Source organism: Lactimicrobium massiliense, assembly GCF_900343155.1.
Lineage (GTDB): Bacteria > Bacillota_I > Bacilli_A > Erysipelotrichales > Erysipelotrichaceae > Bulleidia > Bulleidia massiliensis.
Window position 1 is genome coordinate 154683 of record NZ_OUNG01000002.1, and the last position, 21816, is coordinate 176498.

18 protein-coding genes are annotated in these 21816 nt (G+C 46.1%); 14 read left to right on the forward strand and 4 right to left on the reverse strand.

Features of this window, described 5'->3' with window-relative positions; genetic code table 11:
- The first annotated feature begins 60 nt into the window (after positions 1-60).
- From DHU66_RS04190 to ltrA, 6 genes are all read left to right on the forward strand, one after another.
- On the forward strand, positions 61-750 hold the full coding sequence (locus DHU66_RS04190; protein ID WP_108774643.1) for an ABC transporter ATP-binding protein: 690 nt from the start codon (positions 61-63) through the stop codon (positions 748-750).
- Entirely contained in the window at positions 747-3461 is a 2715-nt protein-coding gene (locus tag DHU66_RS04195; RefSeq protein ID WP_108774644.1) for an ABC transporter permease, read from the forward strand. The genes DHU66_RS04190 and DHU66_RS04195 overlap by 4 nt, the downstream gene beginning before the upstream one ends.
- Positions 3462-3937: 476 nt before the next feature.
- Positions 3938-4912: an aldo/keto reductase gene (locus DHU66_RS04200; protein ID WP_108774924.1), complete on the forward strand. Its 975-nt coding sequence runs from the start codon at positions 3938-3940 to the stop codon at positions 4910-4912.
- A 13-nt stretch (positions 4913-4925) separates the two neighbouring features.
- On the forward strand, positions 4926-5168 hold the full coding sequence (locus DHU66_RS12430; RefSeq protein WP_245309383.1) for an MBL fold metallo-hydrolase: 243 nt from the start codon (positions 4926-4928) through the stop codon (positions 5166-5168).
- Positions 5169-5173: 5 nt separating this feature from the next.
- On the forward strand, positions 5174-5698 hold the full coding sequence (locus DHU66_RS04205; RefSeq protein ID WP_245309401.1) for an MBL fold metallo-hydrolase: 525 nt from the start codon (positions 5174-5176) through the stop codon (positions 5696-5698).
- A 617-nt stretch (positions 5699-6315) separates the two neighbouring features.
- Positions 6316-7623, forward strand: a complete 1308-nt coding sequence (gene ltrA / locus DHU66_RS04210; protein WP_108774013.1) for a group II intron reverse transcriptase/maturase — start codon at positions 6316-6318, stop codon at positions 7621-7623.
- Between the two features lie 71 nt (positions 7624-7694).
- On the opposite strand, the gene DHU66_RS12005 is transcribed toward ltrA, so the two are convergent.
- A complete protein-coding gene (locus DHU66_RS12005; RefSeq protein WP_167836248.1) occupies positions 7695-9578 on the reverse strand; it encodes a BglG family transcription antiterminator in 1884 nt (627 codons plus the stop codon).
- A gap of 95 nt (positions 9579-9673) precedes the next feature.
- Between DHU66_RS12005 and DHU66_RS04230 the strand changes: the two genes are divergently transcribed.
- The 3 genes from DHU66_RS04230 to DHU66_RS04240 are packed head-to-tail and all read left to right on the forward strand — an operon-like array spanning position 9674 to position 13135.
- Positions 9674-11377 carry a PTS transporter subunit EIIC gene (locus DHU66_RS04230; protein ID WP_167836249.1) on the forward strand — a complete coding sequence of 568 codons (1704 nt, stop codon included), beginning with the start codon at positions 9674-9676 and terminating at the stop codon, positions 11375-11377.
- A 49-nt stretch (positions 11378-11426) separates the two neighbouring features.
- Positions 11427-12260, forward strand: a complete 834-nt coding sequence (locus tag DHU66_RS04235) for an MBL fold metallo-hydrolase (protein WP_108774646.1) — start codon at positions 11427-11429, stop codon at positions 12258-12260.
- A complete protein-coding gene (locus DHU66_RS04240; RefSeq protein ID WP_108774647.1) occupies positions 12257-13135 on the forward strand; it encodes a Nif3-like dinuclear metal center hexameric protein in 879 nt (292 codons plus the stop codon). The genes DHU66_RS04235 and DHU66_RS04240 overlap by 4 nt, the downstream gene beginning before the upstream one ends.
- A gap of 45 nt (positions 13136-13180) precedes the next feature.
- Here DHU66_RS04240 and DHU66_RS04245 read toward each other — a convergent pair whose 3' ends face one another.
- Positions 13181-14785: a gamma-glutamyltransferase family protein gene (locus tag DHU66_RS04245; protein WP_108774648.1), complete on the reverse strand. Its 1605-nt coding sequence runs from the start codon at positions 14783-14785 to the stop codon at positions 13181-13183.
- Between the two features lie 136 nt (positions 14786-14921).
- Between DHU66_RS04245 and DHU66_RS04250 the strand changes: the two genes are divergently transcribed.
- A complete protein-coding gene (locus DHU66_RS04250) occupies positions 14922-15425 on the forward strand; it encodes an HD domain-containing protein (protein WP_209451735.1) in 504 nt (167 codons plus the stop codon).
- 31 nt (positions 15426-15456) lie between these two features.
- Here DHU66_RS04250 and DHU66_RS04255 read toward each other — a convergent pair whose 3' ends face one another.
- Both DHU66_RS04255 and DHU66_RS04260 read right to left on the reverse strand, forming a co-directional pair.
- The gene (locus DHU66_RS04255) at positions 15457-16659 is read right to left on the reverse strand and encodes an MFS transporter (RefSeq protein ID WP_167836250.1); all 1203 of its coding nucleotides are present in this window, start codon (positions 16657-16659) and stop codon (positions 15457-15459) included.
- A gap of 131 nt (positions 16660-16790) precedes the next feature.
- On the reverse strand, positions 16791-17207 hold the full coding sequence (locus DHU66_RS04260; protein WP_108774650.1) for a nucleoside 2-deoxyribosyltransferase: 417 nt from the start codon (positions 17205-17207) through the stop codon (positions 16791-16793).
- A gap of 47 nt (positions 17208-17254) precedes the next feature.
- Between DHU66_RS04260 and DHU66_RS04265 the strand changes: the two genes are divergently transcribed.
- The 4 genes from DHU66_RS04265 to scfB all read left to right on the forward strand — a co-directional run bounded on the left by DHU66_RS04265 (position 17255) and on the right by scfB (position 21523).
- A complete protein-coding gene (locus DHU66_RS04265; RefSeq protein WP_167836251.1) occupies positions 17255-17800 on the forward strand; it encodes an NUDIX domain-containing protein in 546 nt (181 codons plus the stop codon).
- Positions 17797-19800: an alpha/beta hydrolase family protein gene (locus tag DHU66_RS04270; protein ID WP_108774652.1), complete on the forward strand. Its 2004-nt coding sequence runs from the start codon at positions 17797-17799 to the stop codon at positions 19798-19800. Before DHU66_RS04265 ends, DHU66_RS04270 begins: the two co-directional genes overlap by 4 nt.
- A gap of 66 nt (positions 19801-19866) precedes the next feature.
- Complete coding sequence (gene scfA / locus DHU66_RS04275; protein ID WP_108774653.1) at positions 19867-20016, forward strand: six-cysteine ranthipeptide SCIFF; 150 nt, start codon at positions 19867-19869, stop codon at positions 20014-20016.
- An 82-nt stretch (positions 20017-20098) separates the two neighbouring features.
- Entirely contained in the window at positions 20099-21523 is a 1425-nt protein-coding gene (gene scfB / locus DHU66_RS04280) for a thioether cross-link-forming SCIFF peptide maturase (RefSeq protein WP_108774654.1), read from the forward strand.
- The last annotated feature ends 293 nt before the right edge of the window (positions 21524-21816 follow it).

Below are 21816 nucleotides of genomic sequence, written 5' to 3' on the forward strand. Positions count from 1 at the left end.
TTGTCACTGTTTTGTCATTCTGAAGATGGATGATACAGGTGTCAAAGGAGGAAGACACAGATGGAAATCTTGAGAACAGAAGATCTGACCAGGATCTATGGGGAGGGAAATAATCAGACGGTTGCCCTGGATCATGTCAGTTTCAGCGTGGATAAGGGGGAGTTTGTTGCCATTGTGGGCTCTTCCGGTTCTGGCAAATCAACCCTGCTGCATCTTCTGGGAGCGGTAGATCGGCCAACATCGGGCAAGGTGTATCTTAATGGGCAGGATGTATATGCCAATAATGAAGACCAGCTGGCTGTATTCAGACGGCGTGAGGTAGGCATCATCTATCAGTTCTATAATCTGATTCCGGTCCTGAATGTAGTGGAGAATATGACGCTGCCGGTATTAATGGATGGCAGAAAGGTGGATCAGAACAGGCTGGACGAATTGCTGCGGATATTGCAGCTGTCAAACAGGAAGTACAGTCTTCCCAATCAGTTGTCGGGTGGCCAGCAGCAGCGCGTTTCCATTGGCAGGGCGCTGATGAATATGCCGGCGATTGTACTGGCGGATGAGCCGACGGGCAATCTGGATTCGAAAAATTCACAGGAAATTGTATCGCTGCTGAAGTATTCAAATCGCACCTATGAGCAGACCTTGATCATGATTACGCATGATGAGAATATTGCCCTGCAGGCAGACCGGATCATGACAATTGAGGATGGGCGCATTGTTTCTGATGTGCGCAGGAAGGCGCGCGTATGAATATCTTTGCAAGATATGCGGCCCGCACCATGAAGAAAAATCATACCAGAACACGGATTACGTGGATTGGCATGATTCTTTCCATGGCCCTGTTTACGGCGGTGATCGAAGGCGCATTCAGCTGTGTACAGTGGCTGAAGAATACTGTAAGGGAACAGGACGGTTCCTTTGAAGCTGTCTATCATGCCCAGGATTCTGACAGTGCAAAGATGGTGGCGGATGACAAAGAAGTCAGAGAAGCTTTGATGATGCAGATCAATGGCTGGGCAAAGATTCCTTCTGCAAATGACTATAAGCCGTATCTGCTGATTGAATCCGGAGATCTGAATTCTTCTCTGCTGAAGGTAAAGCTGACATCCGGCCATCTGCCTGAAAATGAGAATGAAATCATTCTGCCGGAGAATATGAAAAGTTATATGGCAGATCCTTATGACATTGGTGAGAGTCTGACGGTAGATGTCGGCACGCGCACTGATAACGGCAAAGTGATGAGTGATCTGGATATCCTTGATTATGGCAAAGAAGAGATCGTTGATGCTTCTGCAAAGACCTATACGGTGACGGGCTATTATGAAAGACTGAGCACAGAGGCAGAGAGTCTTTCCTGTCCCGGCTTTACTGTCTTTACAAAAGGCGGTGATGCCATAGGTGTCAATGTGTACGTGACATTGAAGAATATCCGGCATCTGAAATCGTTCATGCAGAGGGTACCGGATGAAAGTCTGCTGACGCTTCATAGTGATCTGACCAGGTTTGATGAGCCGGCTCTTGGCGGTGTTTCTGACAGTCTTTTGGCTGTTATCAGAGGACTGGCAGCGATCCTGATTGGTCTTGTCATGGTTGGCTCTGTTTCCCTGATCTACAATGCGTTTACGATTTCAGTATCAGAAAGACAGAAGGAATATGGCCTGCTGAAATCGATTGGCGCTTCACGTGCCCAGATTCGTTCAACTGTACTGTTTGAAGCATTGATGACTGGTGCTGCCGGCATCATCCCGGGCATTGCAGTTGGTCTTCTTGGCACCGGCATTACCCTGCATCTGATGTCAGGCACACTGACTGCTTTACGATCTGGTTCAACTGCATCCCTGCATCTGATTATCAGCTGGAAAGGACTTCTGCTGGCCAGTGCTATCTGTATGGCAACGGTACTGACCGCTGCCTGGATTCCTGCTCACAGGGCTATCAGGGCAACCCCAATGGATGCCATCCGTCAGAAAGATGACATCAGAATCCGTAAGAAATCTCTGCGTACTCCAAAGTATATTAAAAAGCTGTTTGGACTGGAAGGTGTTCTGACATCCCGCAATTTCCAGCGCTCCCGCAAAAGATTCCGGACAACCATTCTGTCCCTGAGCGTTTCGGTCGTACTTTTTGTCAGTGCTTCTTCATTCTCATTGTATCTGCATAAAACCATGCAGCTGGAGTACAGCACTAATCCATATGACATTATGGTACAGATGGTCAGCAATTCACCTGTCATTGATGCCGGCAGCGTAAATGAGGTCTATGACAGCATGAAAAGCTGTGGTGATGTGACATCCGGCATGTACTATTCTGCAGCAAGTCCGTACCAGTTACTCATTGATCCCAGTCTGCTTACGGCAGAAGCCCTGCAGCTGACTGACAGCACAGGCAGTCTGATTCCGCTGCATTCCAGCCAGTTTATCTTTGTGGACGATGATTCCTTCAGGCAGATGCTGCGGGACAATGGTCTAACAGAAACAGAATACTTCCATGCGGATCAGCCGCTTGGCCTGTTCTATAACACGGAGCTGGCTGTAAATGAGGATGGCAAAACAAAAGAAATTCAGGTTGTCAGAAGCAATAGGGACTTTACGGTTTACAATCGTGCCATCAGACAGATGGAGGGCATGATTTACGGCGGTTCTGACACCATCAATGGTGAAGAATACATATTGTATTATGATGATGACTATATACAGTCGATGCAGGAGGAAGGAAAGTCCCTGGATCCTGTCAGAGCAAAGAAGATACCGGCAGATCAGGTGCAGATTCTGATTCCGTTCAGGATTGGTGCTGTGATTTCCTCCTCAGAGATTTATGAAAGCATTGGCTACCGGACTTCTGGCATTATTTATCCAATGTCCATGCTTGATGCCGTTGCACAGATGAATCAGGCTGACAGCCAGTATACCAGTTCCAACAATGTGTGGATGCAGTTTGCGGCAAAAGACCATGCCAGTACGGCAAAGATCATGACGGATGCGGCCAATGAGATGAGCAGCAGTCTGACGGTCACGGATATGACGGCTTCAAGGCAGCAGGAAGAGTCCTTTATCTTTATGATCTCAGCACTGAGCTATGCCTTCATTACTCTGATTGCCCTGATTGCGACTGCAAACATCTTTAATACGATCTCTACGAATCTGCAGCTGCGCAGGAAAGAGTTTGCCATGTTAAGATCTGTGGGCATGACCATGAAGAGCTTCCGGAAGATGCTGTATGAAGAGTGTCTGCTCTATGGCTTACGTTCTTTGATCATCAGTATTCCCGTGTCTGTTCTTGTTACATATGGCATCTATCTTTCGGTTCGCAACAAGATGGACTTTGGCTTTATTCTGCCATGGAAGGCCATTCTGATTGCCGTCATTGCCATCTTTGCCTCAGTTGGCGCAGCCATGCTGTATGGCGGCAGGAAACTGGCTAAAGAAAACCTGGTAGAAGCGCTCAGAAACGAGAATGCTTAACATAAAAGTTTGACAGTTTGAATATGCATGAATGCTGGGAAGTCAATAAAAATATTGGCTTTTCGGCATTTTTTATTCTCTGCGATTTGTAGTATGTGGATGCCTGAGATATGCGCATTATTTGCAGGGTATTCTGGTCATTAATCCGAAAAATATAAAATAAAAGTGCCGAAATTTCTAAAACAAAACAGCCGAAAAAAGCAAAACAGTTTTATTTTACATCATGGCACTTTACAAAAATTTAACAGATTTATATATGCATGAATGCCATATAGACGCTATAAACAAAGAATAAATCGCATTTCTGTTCAGGCCTGACAATGTTGTATGTGATACTGCATGAAAAGTGGTTATGTTCTGATAGCTGATAACACCATATGCATCATTTGCATTGCTGGCAGGAAGAATATTTCAGGCGGATGGTGATGTGCAGTGCTATAAATAAACCAGAGAGCATGAATGATCAGGAGGATATCATGAAATACGTTAATTTAGGCAGAACAGATATCAGAGTATCAAGGCTGGCGGTTGGCGGCATGTCGTTTGGAAAGGCGTCTGAAGATTTTCACCTGTGGACACTGGATCAGGAGAGAACAAAGGAAATGATTGGCCATGCCCTGGATCTTGGCGTCAATTTCATTGATACGGCAAATCAGTATTCGCATGGAACAAGTGAGGAATATATTGGCAAAGCACTGAAAGATCTTGGCATTGCGCGGGACAAGGTTGTGATTGCGACAAAGGTGTATTTCAATGAGGGACATCTGAGCCGGAAAGCAATCATGCGTGAGATTGATGGCTCTTTGACAAGACTGGGTACGGATTATGTGGATCTGTATCAGATTCACCGGTTTGACTATGACACGCCAATTGAGGAGACAATGGAAGCTTTGCATGATCTTGTCAGAGCTGGCAAGGTGCGTGCTATTGGTGCTTCGGCTATGTATGGGTATCAGTTCCATAATATGCAGGTGTGTGCTGAGAAGCATGGCTGGACATTGTTCTCCACTATGCAGAATCATTACAATCTGCTCTATCGTGAGGATGAGCGTGAACTGATTCCGGTATGCCAGCAGTATGGTGTTTCTCTGATTCCGTATTCGCCGCTTGCTGGTGGGCATCTGGCACATCCGGGCTGGACAATTGATTCCAAGCGCAGTCAGACGGATAAAGTAATCCGGGCCAAGTATGATGCCTATAAGGACAATGATCTGCAGATTATTGGCAGGGTGGAAGAACTGGCAGAGAAGTACAATGTTTCGATGAGTGAGATTGCGCTGAGCTGGCTGTATCACAGAGGTGTGGCAGCACCGATTGTCGGTGCCACCAAGATGAATCACTTTGATGATGCCGTACGGGCTGTGGATTTTGTTTTGAGCGATGATGATGCAAAGTATCTGGAGGAGCTGTATCAGCCGCATGCATTGACAGGGCTGATTCCGCATAAATAAGCAGGAGAAATATATGAGTGAGAAACAGCAGGCAAAGGCTGAACGCATCCAGATGGATGCCAGCGATTTTGCGTCACGCAATGATACGGCTGTGTACTGGCTTGGCAATGGCGGCGCCATGATCAACTGCCGAGGAACAATCATTCTGATTGATCCGCTGCTAAAGGGATTTGATATGCCGGTTATGACTGAGGCGCCATTCCAGCCGGAAGATGTACCACACGCAGAAATGATCACTTCTCCAGAGCCAGTCTGAAAGAACTGAAGGATAAAACGGACACATTCTGCACCACAAAATATGTGGCAGAGCTGTTCAAAGAGCTGGATATCGAGGCAGAAGGCTATGATATTACCGATACCTTCCAGATTGGACCAGTCAGGGTGACATTAACCCCTGCCTGGCACAACTGGCAGAATGAGTCACCGAAGCATTCCAAAGAAAGATATTTCAAGAAGGAAGACTATTGCGGATTCTACATGGATACACCGGATGGAACGGTGTGGATGGTAGGAGATTCCAGACTGATTGAAGAACAGCTGCAGCTGAAGGAACCGGACGTTATCCTGATGGATATTTCTGATGGTACATGGCATATCGGCCTGCATGGTGTCAAGATCCTCACTGACAAGTATCCCAACAGTCAGCTCATCCCGATCCACTGGGGATGTGTCCGATCTGACTGGAAGGAATTCAATGGTGATCCTGCAGTATTAAAGGATTTCGTAAAGAACCCAGAAAGAATTCATGTTCTCCCAGTTGGCGGACATCTGGATATCAAAAAGTAATTGATTATATTAAAAAGACTTTCAGACAAATGAGCTGGAAGTCTTTTCATAGTGTGTCGGGCATGGCACACATCTAGCCTGCAATAGAGGCAGGCCGCGGGTATTTGTCGCCAAGCGAAGTGAACTACCAGACGAGGGTGAATAACCCAGAGCGAAAGCAGTAGCTAGCATATTTCTGAGCTTACGTACAGAAACCTGATTGAGGCCATAAGGCGGATAAGGCTGCTATGCAAGCTGAAGTCCAAAAGACAAACGTAAAGCCGACCGGTAAATCAGGAAGCTATGGAAATTACAGATGTGTGTCTTACCCCGAGAGATCCTGCGGACAGATGAACCTAAACACAGGGAAACCGAGACGCTTTTAAACAGCTATCGTTATCATCTGGTCGGATAAAGGTCTATCGCAGGAAGTCAGCTGAGGTCATAGTAGTGATGAAGCTTCTGTAACGGAAGTGGAGCGAAGGACCTAATGTTTGTATAGTGTGCCCCACTATACGCAATGTTCGGATAGTCCGAAAGGGAGGATAAGCCTACAGCAGAGGATCGTAACCTCTGACGGCAAAGGGCCCCGGGATGATTCTGAATAATCTACAGATAGAAAGGAATGGCACAGCGGTATGGAATTAATTGAAGTGATTCTGAGTGACGAAAACTTGGAAGAAGCGATCAGAAGGGTTAAGAGAAACCGTGGCGCGGCCGGCGTGGACGGCATGAAAACCAGTGAGCTGGATGAGTATTTCTCTAAACATAAAGAAATAATCAAACAGCAGATCCGGAACATGCAGTACAGACCGAAACCAGTCCGCAGGGTCTATATACCCAAGCCCAATGGCAAGCAAAGGCCATTAGGTATTCCGTCAGTCGCAGACCGGGTGGTACAGCAGGCAGCAGCCCAGGTACTCAGCGGCATCTACGACAGCACATTCAGTGACCATAGTTATGGATTCAGGCCAAACAGAAGCGCACATGATGCGATGAAGGATGTCCTGAATAATCTGAACAGCGGATACGACTGGGTGATTGATCTCGACATCGAAAAGTATTTCGATACGGTGAATCATGACAAATTAATCTCCATTTTGAGAGAAAAGGTAAACGACAAGAGAACGTTACACCTGATCCGGTCCTTTCTGAAGGCTGGCGTCATGGTGAACGGACTCGTATCACCAACTGAACTAGGCGTTCCGCAAGGCGGACCCCTCAGTCCGATACTTAGCCTTATTTATCTCGATAAATTTGACAAAGAACTGGAGAGCAGAGGACTGCATTTTGTGCGGTACGCAGATGACTGCGACATCTTCGTGAAGAGCGAAATGGCGGCAGACAGAGTGATGAAGTCGGTAGCCTCATGGCTGGAACGAAAGCTGTTTCTGAAGGTCAGTCCAACCAAGACAAAGGTGGTCAGGCCAACACACAGCGAGTTCCTAGGCTTTACGTACTGGAAGGCAAAAGACGGATGGCACTGCAAACCGAGTGATGACAGAAAGAAACGGCTGATGGCGAAAACCAAGGCTGTCCTGCAACGCAAGGAAGCAATATCCAGACCTCTGGCCGTCACATTCACAAAACTGAATCAGATCGTCAGAGGATGGATCAATTATTTCATCATCGGAGATATGAAGGCTTTCCTCGATGAATATGGACAGTGGATGCGGCACAAAGTCAGAGTCATCATCATCAAGCAATGGAAGAAACCGAAGCGTATAGACACAAATCTCCAAAGGCTTAACGCTATGTTCCATTGTAATTTCACCGATGAAGATACATACAAGGTAGCCAACTCACGCCTAGGATGGTATCGGAGGAGTGGAATGGATGTGGTAAATTACGCTCTCAGCCCGAAAGTACTGGCCCTGCCAAGTAGGAAAACAGGTCGACCAGGACTGGTCAACCCGTTGGAATACTATCTCAATAATCGTAAGTAAATACAAACGTAGCGCCGTATACGGAAAACCGTACGTACGGTGCAACGGGAGGGTCGAGCCGCTAACGCGGCTCACTCTACCCTATTGGATTCAAACACTTTACGGAATGCTTTGAAATCCGGTGCCTGAAGCAACCTTTGGACAATTTTTTCATCACTGATGGTCTTTGCCAGATGATCGTAGAACCACTGATTGACTGCATTGTTTCCGGAAACAAGGAATATAAGCTGAACCATTTTGTTTCCCCACTGAACAGGATTCTTTAATCTGGCAATGGCAATAAAGCTGGGCATGTCATCATTAAGAATAGGATGTGGAATAGCGATGCGGTTATTATATGCAGTAGATGCGCAAGCTTCCCGATGCAGCACACGTTCCAGAAAATCTGCAGGAAGCGGAACGCTACGCGCAGTAAGATCTGTCATCTGGTTCAGAACATCAATTTGACTGCTCGCGGATATGGTCCAGAAAAGATATGGCTTGACCATGATGTTGTCAAAGAAGGCAGCATTTAGCTGAATAATACGCCTGCGGATTGCTGAAATGTCAGGTTCAGACATCGCCGCTGAGATATGGATCGTTCCTTCAAATGTACCTTCCATATCGTCAGAAAGTGAAAGGAATAACTGATAAATCCCGGGCTCGATATCCTTACGTTTATCTTTTGAAATAAACATGATTTCATTGATATCATCTTTGAAGTACTGATTTAATCGGAATGTGACAATCTGATAAATGCTGGATACTTCTTCGCAATAGATGGCTACATTGTAGCGAATATGGTTTGCGTCTTTTCTCTTTTCGTAGGCAAGCTGCAGATGCAGTGCAAAGAATGAAATCTCTGCTTCAGGAAGTGCCTGGTCAATGATGGTAAGACCGCTGACAGCAGTGTCATATGCCAGAGGGAATTCACTTTTGATGCTTGACAGCTCGGTTTTTTCAATGAGCATATTTCTCTTTAATCTGGTCAGAAAGGGTGCAATATGATTCAACAGAGAGGAACGGAGATCTTCATCATTAAAGAAGTCTTCACCCGTCAAGTGCAGGATTTGCCGTAGGAATTTGTTATAGAACAAAATGGCATCATCACTGATTTCATTGTCAAATTGATCATGACCAAGCAATCTTTGTTTACCTGCAATATGCATGGCAAGATACAGAATTTCAGATTCATCAAGCTGAATATGAATACCTTTGAAAATTTCGGATGCAATCTTTTTTGCTGCGTTGTACTCTGGCTTTGACTTGATCCTGGCGATATCTATATAATTTTGCAGAACCACAGGATTATTAGTCTCAATGCGGTTAATCGCAATCAGTGCATGCAGGGAAAGGGCATTGATGCTGTCGCTGGAAACAGCAATGTTAAATTGCTGCAAAGCATCGCTGATCATCTGGTGCAAAGAAGACTGCAGATTTCCCTGGTAAGGGTTGGATACCAAAGTGTTTTCAATAAACATGGCATTGCCTTCTCTTGAAAGGCAATGGCGTATATCCTCTTCTTTGCCAGAAATGCGATAGCCATCAAGATGTGAACGGTGTAGGCTTAGATTGTATTTCTGCAGTACAGGTTTGAGGGAACGGATAATAGAACGTAATGTTCCAGGTGAAATGCCAATGTCTTCCGCCAGTACATAACCATCCAGATGTGATGAGTCCAGTAACAGGCGCATCAGAATATAACGACTGCGAATCATTGGATCATTGAAGAGATCTTTCTGATAAAATCTGGAGCAGAAAGAAGAAAACTTCTGCTGATCCTGGATCAGAAGGACAGAACCAGAGCGCTGTCTGATTTCAATATCAGCACCGGATCCAGCCAGTTCCTGTTTCAGCATATTCAGATATTTCAAAGCAGTTTTATCTGAAGTGCCAAGTTGAAAAGCAAGGTCTTTGCTTGCAAGAGGCTGGTCGGTATGCATGAGAATTTCCAGAATCTTTTGTTCTGTATTCATACACAAATAGTAGCATGATTTCCTTTTTAAAACGGAAATGTTCAGCCACAAATCCAAAGAGAAAAGTTCATACTTCAGATAGTGAAAGGAGTTACATGCAAAAACCAGTGTACGTTCTGCTGGTATGTTCCGGTGGAAATTCAACATCAATACTTGTCGCTCAGATGGAAAAGCATTTGCGAGAGGATGAGTGCTGGCATATTGATGCAATAGGATATAGTGAACTTCCAATGGTGATAGGCAGATATGACTATATTCTAGTAGCACCGCAGATGAGTTTTCAGCTGAATGAGATTCAGAAACTAGCGGACCAGTTTGATGAAATTTCTGTTATTCAGTTGCCTGCGGATCTGTATGCCAAGTGTGATGGTGAACAGTTGGATGACTATATTCGTACATTGATGATGCATGAAGATCCTTCTACATCGGGAGGAAAACGTATGTCTGAAGTAAAGAAAAAGGAATCCGCACTAGAGCGGTTTTCCGACTGGATGATGCAGTATCTGGTTCCGGTTGCATCCAAGATTGGCAACCAGCGTCATCTGGCAGCAGTTCGTGATGGTCTGACAATTTTGATTCCGGCAACAATTGTTGGTGGTTTCTCTATTCTGCTGGCCATTCCACCAGTACCGGCTTCAATTACTGAGCCAAGCAATTTCTTCTATGCGTTCCTGCTGGCATGGAAGGCGTGGGCGGCGAATAACTATTCACTGTTGATTACGCCTTATATGCTGACAATTGGCATCATCTCAATTTATGTTGTCTGCGGGGTTTCCTATCGTCTTGCAACAAACTATAAGATGAACGGAATCAATAACATGATAGCTTCATTGCTGGTGTTCCTGGTTGTTTCTGGTGCCCTGGACATTGAAAATGGCACATTGAATGATGCAAGACTTGGTGCCGGCTATATGTTTGGTGCCATGATTATTGCGCTTCTGACCGTTGAAATCACACGGGCATTTGACAAGCATAACATCAAGATCAAATTGCCTGACAGTGTACCTCCGAATGTGGCAGCTCCGTTCAATGTTCTGATTGCCCTGGTATTCAATGTCGTTTTGTTCTCAATCATCAATGCGGTGCTTGTTCATTTCACAGGCGGCGGCATTACAGATCTGATTTACACGATTTTCCAGCCTCTGATGAGAGCATCAGGAACATTGCCATCTATTCTGATTCTTTCTCTGCTGACATCACTGTTCTGGTTCTTTGGTATTCATGGTGACAACATGATGAGTGCAATTACCACACCGATTACAACAGCGGCAATTGCGGCCAATGCCGAGGCAGTTGCAGCTGGTACAGCTGTAACACAGCTTCCATACATTTATGCCGGCTCTATGACTGCTGTGTTTGGCGGCTGGATTCTTGGCAATTGCGGTATGAATCTCTGGCTTCTGCTATTCGCTAAGTCTGAGCGTACAAGATCCCTGGCAAAAGTTGCAGCTGTTCCTGCCTTCTTCAATATTGCTGAACCATATGTATTCGGTCTGCCGGAAGTGTTGAACCTGTATTATTTCATTCCATCCGTGATCTGTCAGATTCTGAATATTTGTGTCTATTATGCATTGGCAAGTGCTCATATAGTCGGCCGTTTCTATATCACAATGCCATTTACAGTTCCTGCTCCACTGCAGGCATTCCTTGCCACAGGTGGAAATGTACCAGCACTGATTCTGATTCTTGTTCTGATGGTTGTTGATATGGTGATTTTCACACCTTTCATGAAAATCTTTGATAGACAGCAGATTGAAGAAGAAAAGAGAATGAAGACTGAACAAGCCACAAAGGAATAATTGCAAAGAGGCGGCTCTGCCGCTTCTTTGACGTTAGAAGGAGAGGAAGATGGAATTCTATAGCAATGAAAAAGTAACAGAGCATATTACCAGAATCCGTGCTTTCTGGAATGATGCATGCATGTATTATATCCGCGGAAATGAAAGAGGCGTTCTCATTGATACGGGATATGGATTCGGAGATCTGAAAACCTATGTGGATAGGCTGGCAGACCAGCCATACGATGTGGTTCTTTCTCATGGTCATCTCGATCATGCAGGCGGTGCCGGCCAGTGGAGCAAGGTATATATGAATCTTGCTGATCTTGATTTATATCATGAGCACGGAGAAATTCCTGCGCGAAAGAAGTTTCTGGGCAATTATGTCAAGAATCTGGATGATTACAGTGAAGATCTGTTTGTGCCTTTACATAACGATGATTTTACAAATCTGCACGATAGAGATGAATTCGATCTTGGAAATGTACATGTAACGGCATATCATGCGCCAGGACATACCCAAGGCATGATGGTTTTTCTTGTCAAAGAAGATAGGACAATGCTTTATGGTGATGCGTGTGGTGTATTCACGTTATTCTGCATGAAGGAATGCACTTCTGTTGAAACGTTCACTAGAATTACGTTAAAGAAACTGAAGGATCTGCAGCCTCTTTATGATCGCATTCTTCGCCAGCATGGCACTTGTGAGTCTCCGATGTCTTTGCTTCATGAAGATATTGCAATTGCAAAGTCAATTCTGGATGGAACAGACGACCATCAGGAGATTGAATTCAATGGCATGAAATGTTTTGCGGCAAGAAAAATTGATTTTTCCACAAACAGACGCCAGGATGGTGGTGAGGGGAATATTATCTATGTGCCGGAGAAAGTGAGAGATGAATGAAAATATCTGAGGTAATTGCAAAGATCAAATCCTATTCCAGAGGATTTGATCGTGACGGTAACCCAATTGATCCGAAAACAACAAGAGATCAGGTCCTATATGGTGATACAGACAAAGGGTGTACCGGTATCGTAACAACATGCTTTGCGTCTGTAGATGTGATCAGAAAGACGCATGAACTTGGTGCTAATTTGATCATTTCTCATGAAGCCTTGTTCTGGAATCATGGTGATCATCAGGATTGGCTGCAGAATGAGAAAAACAGTGTCTATCTGCGTAAGAAAGCATTGCTGGATGAATATGGCATTACGGTCTGGCGCGATCATGATTACATTCATTCTGGCATTCCCGATGGCAATGGCGGCTGGTACGATGGCATCTTCCTCGGCTTCTTGCATTATGCTGGTCTTGAACAATATTATGTTAGTAAAGCAAAGAATCCGGTTCAATTTGGTGGTATGCCCATTGAACTGTATGTTCCGGATGGAATTCATGTAAAAGAACTTGCAAGAAAGATTATTAGCGGTATCAACTTGAATGGAATTCGTCTGATTGGTGATCCTGAGACAGTTATCAGAAGGATCGCTATTCCAATGCACTGTATAGGTTTTGCGGATAAGGAAACGATCAGCTATATCAATGCGCACCAGGTTGACTGCCTTATTACTATGGAACTGATCGACTACACGGTGAATGAATATATGCGGGATGGCATGATGCTTGGCGATTCCAAGGCAATTCTTGCCGTAGGCCACTTCAATGTGGAAGAGTTTGGCATGAAATACATGCTGAAATGGCTGCCGGAGGCACTGGGGCATGAGGAAATGAAAGCAGATTTCATTCAGTCGGGTGATATGAATCATTTCATTGTATAAGAAATGGCAGGTCGAATCGCCTGACTTTTATGAAAATCTGCTTACTTACCAGCAGGCAATGTTTCCATCGGTGCGTGATTCAGTGGCACCAATCAGCACACCATTTTCCTTGCGCAGAATACACTGTCCTCGGCCAAAGGGTGTGCGTTCTGTGGCAATCTGGATCTCATGTCCCTTTCTTACCAATGCCTGGGCAATTGCATTGTCAAACTCTGGCTCCAACAGAATCTTGTTTTCTCTTGTCCATTGCCATCTTGGCGCATCCAGAGCCATTTGTGGATTGAGATGGAAGTCAATCATGTTGGTAAGCAATTGTACATGTCCCTGCGGCTGCATATATCCACCCATGACGCCAAATGCTCCCAATGGCTTTCCTTCTTTGCAAAGGAATCCTGGAATGATTGTGTGATAGCTTTTCTTGTGTGGGGCAAGGACATTGGCATCATTTCTGTTAAGGGAGAAATCTGCTCCTCGATTCTGCAGGGCAATGCCGGTGTCTTCAATGACAATGCCAGAGCCAAAGCCCATGTAATTGGACTGAATGTAGGAGACCATATTGCCATCTTTGTCTGCTGTGGCAAGATATACCGTTCCACTCTTTGGAGGTGTCTCTCTTGTATAGATGTTTGCTTTGTCAGGATCAATGCGCTTTGCATTCTCTCTGCTATATTCTTCTTTGAGGAAATCTCTGTAATCCTGCTTCATTTCCTTTGGATCCGTAATAGCTTCCAGCCCATCCGCAAACGCAATCTTCATGGCTTCAATGGCTGTGTGAATACTGTTGACATCACGATGATCAAAGTGGAACTGATTCAGAATATTCAATGCCATCAGGGCTGTAATACCCTGGCCATTGGGCGGCAGTTCAAACACATCATAGCCATGATAATTGACGGATACCGGATCCACCCATGTAACCCGATAATCTTCGAGATCTTTCTTTCTCAGATATCCACCGTCACGAATGCTCTGTGCTTCAATTCTGTCTGCGATTTCACCATGATAGAAGGCATCGGTAGTGGTGTCGGCGATCATTCTCAACGTTTTCGCATGGTCCTTGAGGATGACAAGGTCACCAAACTGTGGCGCTTTTCCGTCCTTCGTGAATGTATCAAACCAGGCATCAAACTCATGTTTTCCTTTGAAAATCTGTTGAAAACGATTGGCGGCTTTGTTCCACATGTATGCCAGCATTGGCCCTGCCGCATATCCGTTTTCGGCGTAATCAATAGCCGGGGCGAGATCTTCCTTTAATGTCAGCCTGCCAAACCTCTTTACCAGTTCACCCCATCCTTTGACAGCACCCGGGACCATGACGGGAGCCCAGCCATGGGTTGGCATTTTCTGAAATGAAGACAGCTTATCAAGAGAAATGTCATAGGGAGAATAACCGGAGGCATTGAGGCCATAGAGTTGGTTGTTGCAGCAGATGATGGCAAAGGCGTCGGCACCAAGGCCATTGGCGGTTGGCTCACAGACGGTTAAGGCAGCGGCTGTGGCCACAGCAGCGTCTATGGCATTGCCGCCTTTCTGCAGGATGAGAAGACCTGCCACTGCAGCCGGAGCACTGCCGGTGGCTACCATGCCATGATTTGCAGTTAAACAATAACGATTGCCGGCATAGGGCTGATACATGGGATCAAAGTTCATGAGATTGTCCTTTCTGTGCTTGTTTCATGATACTGCAGATGATATGAGTTGGCCCTGATTGTCAGATCATTTTCATAAATGACTTTCAAGGATGCGCGTATAATGAGTGCAAATTACTAGTGAAAGGATGACGCATATGGATGAGAAGATGGTTGCACAGGTGATGGTAAAGATGGCGGCGTATTCGCAGGGTAATCTGCATGATATTGCGCATTATACAAAGGTGCACAGTTTTGCCAGGACAATTGGTATTCTGGAGAATCTGAGCGATGAGGAACAGGAAACGCTGGAACTGGCAGCAATTGTGCATGACATTGCCTGTCCGTTATGCCGGAAGAAGTATGGCAATACCAATGGTGTGTATCAGGAAAAGGAAGGCGGACCATTAACAGAAGAATTCTTTAAAGATGTGGATATTCCGGAAAGCATGAAGGAACGGATTGTGTATCTTGTCAGCCATCATCATACATATACCAATGTGGATGGCAGGGATTACCGCATTCTGCTGGAAGCAGACTTCCTGGTCAATGCGGATGAAAGCCACATGTCCAAAGAGGCTATAGAGGAAGGAAAGAAGAACATCTACCGGACAAAGACAGGTACAAAACTGCTGGAAGAGATTTATCAGAAAGCAGAATAAAACCAGGCAAGATGTAAAGCCTGGCTTTTATTTATGACTTCTTTTCAATTTTTGTGATGCCGGCAATCATCAGTATCGTGCCGATCATGGATACGGCAGTGCCGATGGCAATGACCGTATGTACGTCGAAGTGCTGGAAGAGCTGGCCGCCGATGAAGGAGGACAGCAGACCGCCAACCGTCGTGGTGGCTGCCATAACAGCCTGTCCCTTGTTGCGATCTTCCCCGGAAACAATCTCATTGGCAAAGTAGACACTGCCCGGGACAAGGATGGCGTAGGACAGCATCTGCAGGACCATGGCAAAGTACAGCATGCCGATATTAGAAGCAAACAGGATAATTGCATGCTTGAGGGAATAGATGACGGCAGAGAATATCATCAGTCTGTTTACCGATGCTTTTTTCATCAGCCAGGCAAAAACAAACATGGTGGGCAGTTCACACATAGCCTGAATAAACAGGGCAGTTCCCTGGAAGCCTTCCACCGTACCGGCAGTGCCTGCCTGCTGTGCGCCAATAATCGAAGCAATGATCTTGGCCAGATACGTATTGACCAGCATATGACAGAAGTACAGCATGATCATAGCAGCAGCCGGCAGCAGAATACGCCTGTATTTGTGGAAGAAGCGGATATAGCCGGTATTCTCAGTCTTCTTCTCTTGGTTCCTTTCATGAACAGGATCTGGCATCATCTGCATCAGCGTCCATGTAATCAAAGCAAACACCAGCAGATACCATGGCATGACAGCTTTGCCATAGTGTCCCCAGAGAGTTCCCAGCAGGGAAGAACCTACTGCATAGGCAGCAGAGCCAATACCGCGGCCAATGCCATAGTTGATCGCATGTCCCTGTTTTTCATAAGCAAAAGCAAGAGAATTAAAGAATGGAAAACCGGAAGTGCACATCGTAAAGCAGCAGATTACCAGAATGCACAGAAATATTGTATTTTTCACAAATAACAGCACAATGGCCAGGACTGCTGCCAGAATCATGGTCAGAGAAATAAAGCTTTTCTCACTGAGCTTTTCAGAAGAATCAATGACAGAGCCAAATACAGTCTGCAGAATCAGACCAGTCAGAGATACGCAGGTAATAACAGTGCCGGCCATGCCATCAGACAGACCAGACTGAGACAGAAAGTTGTAGGCATAGCCGCCTACCGCTACCACCAGCATCATATAAGCAGCAGAAACAAGCGCATATTTCGCGTTCAGATAGGAATATGATCTCATCATACAATACCTCTCTGTCTGTAATTCTAGCATGAAAGCGATTACATTTCAGAAACCAGTTATTCCACTGCATTTAGAAAAAAGCAGATATCCCATAAATATAGGTAAATCTGCCATTTGCCTTCAAAATAAAGTTATTGTTGCAGAATGTCATCAATCTTCTGGAACAGTTCTTCCCTGGTTCTGTATGTAAAGATACTGAAATAAGGATCTCCTTTGATCATGGCGGAGAGCTGGCACTTTTCTGGTCTGTAAAAGACAAAGACTGGTTTTCTCAGGCTTTCTGCAAAGGCGAGTTCATAGCCGACGCCGAGGGATGGTCTTGTGCATTCAGCGATGACAAGATCACATTCTTTCAGCCAGTTTGTGTCCTGGGTGTAGATGAGGTTATCCCTGTCTCTTTCCTGTTCATGGATTGAGCGGGTGAGATCACCGACATGTTCGGTTAATACGATATCTGTTTCCTGGATGTGCTGAATGGCATCTTTGTACAGCTGGGCATCTTCTCTGCCGCCGCGGATACTGCCGGCAAAATATACTTTCTTCTTCATGAATGTCTCCTTTTGCATTACTATACTCGCGAAAGGAAGAGTGTGTGATGAATCTGGATGAAAAGACACTGAAACAGGAATCTGTGTATGATGGGAAGATTCTGCATGTGCATAAGGATGTGGCAGAGATGCCGGATGGCACGAATGCGCCCCGTGAGGTGGTGGAACATCCCGGTGGTGTTGGCATTGCGCTGGAAGATGAATCCGGCAGGTTCTTTCTGGTGAGCCAGTATCGTTATGCCCAGCATGAGGTGACTGTTGAGTTTCCGGCTGGCAAGAAGGAAAAGGGAGAGGATCCTTTGACAACGGCAAAGCGTGAGATTGTAGAGGAAACAGGCTATAAAGGTACTGACTGGGTGTATCTTGGCAAGATTTATCCAACGCCTGCCTATGATTCTGAGGTGATTGATCTGTATTATGCCCGACAGGGAAAGTTTGCCGGGCAGCATACGGATGATGATGAGTATCTGGAGCTGTCTAAAATGACATTGGCGGAGCTGACTGATAAAATAGCAGACGGAAAGATTCCGGATGCCAAGACGGTCAGTATGACGTTTCTGGTGAAGGAATTCAAGGAAAGAGGACGGATATGAGTGAGAAGATTACGATTCATGATCTTGTGACGTATCACTATGTAGAAAATCTGCAGTACAGCCCGGATGGGAAGACGCTTGCATGGCAGGTAGCGTATGCGGATGAGAAGAAGAATACGTATAAGCGTGATGTGTGGGTTCTGCGTGATAACAGGCCGGTGCAGCTGACCAGTACGCTGAATGCTTCGATTGTATGCTGGGAAGATGACAATACGCTGCTGTTATCCCGCCATACGGAGGATACTGCTGCTTTGACAACGGATCTGTACCGTATTCATATTGATGGCGGTGAAGCCGTCAAAGCTTTTACCCTGCCATTTGCCATGAGCTCTGTGAAGAAGGTAAAGGATGGCGTATATGCGGCTCTTGGTACGATTGATATGCACAATCCGGATGTATATCTGCTGGATGAGGAAGGCAGAAAGAAGTATGCGGATGAGCAGAAGGAAGAGCATGAGAATTATCAGGTTGTAGATGAGGTGCCGTACTGGTTCAATGGCCAGAACTTCGTCAATGGCAATCGTACGGCATTGTTCCTGATTGAGCTGAATCCGTTTGGTGTAAAGCGCCTGACGGCTCCGGCTTTTGATACGGATGCGATGCTGGTGGATGGTGAGCGCATTATTTATTCCGGCAATGAGCGTACCCGCCGTCAGTCTCTGTATAACAGGGTATATGCGTACGATGTCAAAACAGAAAAGACAGAGACGATCTATGGAAAAGATGGCATGAGCTTCAATAATCTGTTTGTATTGAACGGAAAGCTGTATGGCCAGGCATGTGATCTCAAAGAGTACGGGGTCAATGAAACAGGAAAAGTTTCCCGTATTGAAAAGGATAAGCTGGAAGTAATCTTCAAGCCTGAGATTTCTCTGTATGATTCTGTGGTTGGTGATACAACGCTTGGCGGCGGCAGGGAATCTGTCAGTGTCAGGAATCACTGGATTACGATTGCTACAAAGGATTACTATACGGTGCTGCTCGACTTTGACAAGAAGTTCTCCCGGAAGGAGATTTCTACTCAGGGAATCAATGCCTACTGTCTGGCTGCCAATGAGGATCAGATTGCCTTTGCAGGCCAGGACTGGAATCATCTGTCTGAGGTGTATGTGATGGACAGGGATGGATCTGGTCTGAAGAGAGTGACGGCCTATAATGATGAAGCTTTGAAGGACAAGTATATTGCGCAGCCGCAGAAGCTTGTCTATACATCCCAGGGTGAGGTGCTCAATGGATGGGTGCTGCTGCCGAAGGGATACAATGAGAAAAAGAAGTATCCGGCTGTGTTTGATATTCATGGCGGACCGCGCTGTGTCTATGGTGAGATGTTCTTCCATGAGATGCAGGTATGGGCAAGTGAGGGCTACTTTGTCTTCTACACCAATATTCGCGGATCTGACGGACGCGGCGATGCCTTTGCAGATATCCGCGGCAAGTATGGTGAAGTGGATTACCAGAACCTGATGGACTTCATGGATGCGGTACTGAAGAAGTATCCTGCCATCGATCCCAAGCGTGTGTGTGAGACCGGCGGCTCCTATGGCGGCTTTATGACCAACTGGATCATTACGCATACAGACCGCTTCTGTGCCGCTGCTTCCCAGCGTTCTATATCCAACTGGGTTTCCATGTCCTTCATTAGTGATATCGGCCCGTACTTCGGTGCAGATCAGAATGCAGCCAAAACACCGTTTGAATATGACAAGCTCTGGGAACATTCTCCGCTGAAATATGCTGAGAATGTCAAGACACCGACCTTGTTCATCCATTCAGATGAGGACAGACGCTGCCCGCTGCCGGAAGGCATGCAGATGATGCAGGCACTGGCGGTCAGAAATGTGGAAACCCGCATGTGCATTTTCCATGGAGAAACACATGAGCTCTCCCGCTCTGGCAAACCGCTGCACCGTATCAGAAGAATGCAGGAGATTACCGACTGGTTCAATGCACATACGGGCAATGGCAGGAAGGACAAGAAAGCAAAAAGTACAAAGAAGTAAAGTCTGTTGTCAGCTTGACAGGAATGCTACAATACTTGAAAGACAAGGAAAGAGAGGAATGTGGAAATGAAGCATATTGCAACATTGAATACGCGCGACATGGAGAAGTCTGTATGTAACGGCGGCTGCGGCGAGTGCCAGACATCCTGCCAGAGTGCATGCAAGACATCCTGCGGTATTGCCAATCAGAACTGTGAGAATAAGAACAACAAGTAAGTTGTTGTACAGGGTATGAAGAAAGATGGGCCGGAACGGCACTGGTGCTGTTCCGGTCTGTTTGCGTTTTGGAGGATTAAGCATGATTCATCAATACAAACTGAATGGATATAACATCGTCCTGGATGTGTACAGTGCTTCTGTCCATGTCACGGATGATATGGCCTATGATGCCATTGCCCTTCTGGACAAAGGTCTGTCCAAAGAAGAGGCACAGAAAGAAATCACCGAGAAGTATCTTGGCAGGCAGCTGCAGGATACGGATGGCAATCCCGGGGAGATCGTTTCTGAAAAGGATATTGCGGATACCTTTGCGGACATTGATGCGCTGACTGCCCAGAAGAAGCTGTTTACCGAAGATACGTTTGCCCCATTGGCAGGAAAACTGAAGAACAAGTCCAATGTCGTCAAGGCACTGTGCCTGCTGGTGGCCCATACATGCAATCTGAACTGTTCCTACTGCTTTGCCAGCCAGGGCAAGTATGATAACAAGACCGGTCTGATGAGTTTCGAGACAGGCAAAAGAGCTCTGGACTTTCTGATTGAAAACAGCGGTACCAGAAGGAACCTGGAAGTGGACTTCTTCGGTGGGGAGCCGCTTGTCAACTTTGAGGTTTGCAAACAGCTGGTTGCCTATGCCCGCTCAATTGAGAAGGAAAAGGGAAAGAACTTCCGCTTCACCTTGACGACCAATGGCGTCAATCTGAATGATGAGGTCATTGCATGGGCCAACAAAGAGTGCTACAACGTCGTGCTGTCTCTGGATGGCCGCAAGGAGGTCAATGACCGTTTCCGTGTGGATAAGGCAGGACATGGTTCCTATGACCGCATTGTGCCAAACTTCCAGAAACTGGTAAAGGCCCGCGGAGGAAAAGGATACTATATGCGCGGCACCTTTACCCACTACAACACAGACTTCACCAAAGATATCTTCCACATGGCGGATGATCTTGGCTTTGATGAACTGTCCATGGAGCCGGTAGTAGCAGATCCTTCTTCTCCTTCTGCTTTGACCAAAGAAGATCTTCCGGTCATCTTTGAACAGTATGAGATCCTGGCCAGGGATATGATCCGAAGAGAAAAAGCAGGCCACCCGATCACGTTCTATCACTACATGATCAATCTCGAACATGGCCCGTGCATTTACAAGAGAATCTCCGGCTGCGGTTCCGGCACGGAATATCTGGCTGTCACAGCCCAGGGTGATCTGTATCCATGCCATCAGTTTGTGGGTGATGAAAACTACAAGATGGGCAATATCTGGGATGGCGTCACGAATACAAAACTGCGGGATGAATTCCGCCAGTGCAATGTGTATGCCCGCCATGATTGTGACAACTGCTGGGCAAGACTGTATTGTGCCGGCGGCTGTGCAGCCAATGCCTACCATGCTACAGGTGATATCCATGGTACGTATGAGTATGGCTGTGAGATCTTCCGCAAGAGAATTGAGTGTGCGATCATGATTAAGGCAGCAGAGGCTGCCATGCAGGCAGAACAGGAATAAACAATCAGATTAAGAAATACCCGTGGGAAAATCGTGCGGGTATTTTGCATAGTGTGTCGGGCATGGCACACATCTAGCCTGCAATAGAGGCAGGCCGCGGGTATTTGTCGCCAAGCGAAGTGAACTACCAGCCGAGGGTGAATAACCCAGAGCGAAAGCAGTAGCTAGCATATTTCTGAGCTTACGTACAGAAACCTGATTGAGGCCATAAGGCGGATAAGGCTGCTATGCAAGCTGAAGTCCAAAAGACAAACGTAAAGCCGACCGGTAAATCAGGAAGCTATGGAAATTAC

Excerpts from the sequence above, each read along its gene's own strand:
- DHU66_RS04190 (WP_108774643.1), top strand. The coding sequence starts at position 61 with ATGGAAATCTTGAGAACAGAAGATCTGACCAGGATCTATGGGGAGGGA.
- DHU66_RS04195 (WP_108774644.1), top strand. The coding sequence starts at position 747 with ATGAATATCTTTGCAAGATATGCGGCCCGCACCATGAAGAAAAATCAT.
- DHU66_RS04200 (WP_108774924.1), top strand. The coding sequence starts at position 3,938 with ATGAAATACGTTAATTTAGGCAGAACAGATATCAGAGTATCAAGGCTG.
- DHU66_RS12430 (WP_245309383.1), top strand. The coding sequence starts at position 4,926 with ATGAGTGAGAAACAGCAGGCAAAGGCTGAACGCATCCAGATGGATGCC.
- ltrA (WP_108774013.1), top strand. The coding sequence starts at position 6,316 with ATGGAATTAATTGAAGTGATTCTGAGTGACGAAAACTTGGAAGAAGCG.
- DHU66_RS12005 (WP_167836248.1), bottom strand. The coding sequence starts at position 9,578 with ATGAATACAGAACAAAAGATTCTGGAAATTCTCATGCATACCGACCAG.
- DHU66_RS04230 (WP_167836249.1), top strand. The coding sequence starts at position 9,674 with ATGCAAAAACCAGTGTACGTTCTGCTGGTATGTTCCGGTGGAAATTCA.
- DHU66_RS04235 (WP_108774646.1), top strand. The coding sequence starts at position 11,427 with ATGGAATTCTATAGCAATGAAAAAGTAACAGAGCATATTACCAGAATC.
- DHU66_RS04240 (WP_108774647.1), top strand. The coding sequence starts at position 12,257 with ATGAAAATATCTGAGGTAATTGCAAAGATCAAATCCTATTCCAGAGGA.
- DHU66_RS04245 (WP_108774648.1), bottom strand. The coding sequence starts at position 14,785 with ATGAACTTTGATCCCATGTATCAGCCCTATGCCGGCAATCGTTATTGT.
- DHU66_RS04250 (WP_209451735.1), top strand. The coding sequence starts at position 14,922 with ATGGATGAGAAGATGGTTGCACAGGTGATGGTAAAGATGGCGGCGTAT.
- DHU66_RS04255 (WP_167836250.1), bottom strand. The coding sequence starts at position 16,659 with ATGATGAGATCATATTCCTATCTGAACGCGAAATATGCGCTTGTTTCT.
- DHU66_RS04260 (WP_108774650.1), bottom strand. The coding sequence starts at position 17,207 with ATGAAGAAGAAAGTATATTTTGCCGGCAGTATCCGCGGCGGCAGAGAA.
- DHU66_RS04265 (WP_167836251.1), top strand. The coding sequence starts at position 17,255 with ATGAATCTGGATGAAAAGACACTGAAACAGGAATCTGTGTATGATGGG.
- DHU66_RS04270 (WP_108774652.1), top strand. The coding sequence starts at position 17,797 with ATGAGTGAGAAGATTACGATTCATGATCTTGTGACGTATCACTATGTA.
- scfA (WP_108774653.1), top strand. The coding sequence starts at position 19,867 with ATGAAGCATATTGCAACATTGAATACGCGCGACATGGAGAAGTCTGTA.
- scfB (WP_108774654.1), top strand. The coding sequence starts at position 20,099 with ATGATTCATCAATACAAACTGAATGGATATAACATCGTCCTGGATGTG.